1 protein-coding gene is annotated in these 1423 nt (G+C 54.1%); it reads left to right on the top strand.

The features are described from left to right. A partial coding sequence (locus V6D42_RS20240) for a condensation domain-containing protein (RefSeq protein ID WP_333514381.1) occupies positions 1-1423 on the top strand: 1423 nt, incomplete at both ends.

Below are 1423 nucleotides of genomic sequence, written 5' to 3'. Positions count from 1 at the left end.
TGACAGGGATCGCTTGCGCCTTCCGATCGGAAAACCTGTGCCTGGCGCGCGTCTGTATGTGTTAGATCCGCATGTAGCCGTACAGCCTGTCGGCGTAGCGGGAGAATTGTATATCGCCGGAGCCGGTGTCGCCAGAGGCTACTTGAATCGCCCGGAATTAACAGAAGAACGTTTTCTTGATGATCCATTTTATCCGGGTGAACGCATGTACAAAACGGGTGATTTGGCGCGCTGGCTGCCTGACGGACAGGTTGAATTCCTCGGCCGTCTGGATGACCAGGTGAAAATCCGCGGCTACCGGATTGAGCCGGGAGAAATCGAAGCGGCGCTCAGAAGCATAGAAGGCGTGCGGGAAGCGGCTGTGACTGTTCGTACAGAAAGCGGCGAGACGGAATTATGTGCGTATGCAGAAGGGCTCGGAAGAAACGAAGTGCGCAAGCAGCTTGAGACATTGCTTCCAGGCTACATGATTCCTGCTCATATCATTGAGATGGAACAATGGCCGGTTACCCCGAGCGGGAAGCTCGACCGAAAAGCGCTGCCTGCTCCTGACGGAGCGGCAGATCGGGAAACCTACACAGCGCCGAGAAACCTGACAGAGATGAAGCTTTCCCAGCTGTGGGAGGAAGTGCTGAAAAGCGGACCTGTCGGCATTCACGACAACTTTTTTGACCGGGGCGGCCATTCCTTAAAAGCCACCGCGCTTGTCTCCCGGATCGCCAAGGAATTCGGCGTCCAGATGCCGCTGAAGGAGGTATTTGCCCATCCGACGGTAGAAGGTTTGGCTTCTGTCATCAGCGAAGGAACGGAAAGTCCGTATGAAGCCATTAAGCCGGCTGAAAAACGCGAGGCCTACCCGGTTTCCTCCGCCCAAAAGCGGATGTATGTGCTCCAGCAGCTGGAGGATGAAGGCACAGCCTATAATATGCCGGCAGTCTTGGAGCTGGAAGGAAAGCTGGATCTTACAAGAATGAATGCCGTATTCAAAAAACTGATCGAACGCCACGAGTCACTGCGGACGTCCTTTACAACGGACACAGACGGCGAGCCGGTTCAGCGCATCCATGACGAAGTGCCGTTTACATTCCACACCTCTGTGCTCGGCGAACAAACTGAACAGGAAGCCGCGGCAGCGTTTATCCAGCCGTTTGATCTCAGCCAAGCTCCGCTGTTCCGAGCGGGGATCGTTAAGGTATCCGACGAGCGGCATCTATTACTGGTTGATATGCATCACATTATTTCTGATGGTGTTTCAGTGAATACGCTCATTGGGGAATTCGGAAAGCTGTACGCCAATCAGAAGCTTCCGCCGCTTCACATTCAATATAAAGACTATGCCGTATGGCAGGAGGCCTTTAAAAAAGGAGACACGTACAAGACGCAGGAAGCGTACTGGCTGAAGCAGCTCGAAGGCGAGCTGCCT

Origin of the sequence: Bacillus sp. 0909A (assembly GCF_036765115.1) — a bacterium.
GTDB classification, from domain to species: domain Bacteria; phylum Bacillota; class Bacilli; order Bacillales; family Bacillaceae; genus Bacillus; species Bacillus mojavensis.
Note: the sequence above shows the minus strand (reverse complement) of the source record. Positions and strands in the feature narration are given on the sequence as shown.